1 pseudogene is annotated in these 387 nt (G+C 68.0%); it reads right to left on the reverse strand.

What is annotated here, in order from left to right:
• Window positions 1–372: pseudogene (locus HYE82_RS37100) on the reverse strand (hypothetical protein); the annotation flags it as partial.
• Window positions 373–387 lie beyond the last annotated feature (15 nt).

Consider the following 387-nt stretch of genomic DNA (forward strand, 5'->3'; position numbering starts at 1 on the left):
ATGCAGGGCCATGCCGGCCAGCGGCGAACGCAGCTGGTGCGCGGCATCGGCGATGAAGCGGTTCTGCAGCGTGATCATTTCCGCCTGGCGCGCGAACAGATCGTCGATGGTGCTGATCAGCGGCTGGATCTCCTCCGGCACGTCGGCGTCGGAGATCGGTGCCAGTTCGCCACGGCGCTGCGCCAGGCGGGTCCTCAGCGGCGTGAGGATGCGCAGGCCGTAGGTCACGCCGAACCAGACCAGCGCTGCGGTGCCCAGCGCCAGCATGGTCATCAGCGGGATGATGATCATCAGGATCTCGCGCGCACGCTGGCGGCGGTCGGCCATGCTTTCGGCCACGGTCACCGCCAGCTCGTCCTGCGGATCGTTCATCGCCTGCGTGCAGAC

It is taken from the genome of Streptomyces sp. BR123 (genome assembly GCF_013401435.1).
GTDB lineage: Bacteria > Actinomycetota > Actinomycetes > Streptomycetales > Streptomycetaceae > Streptomyces.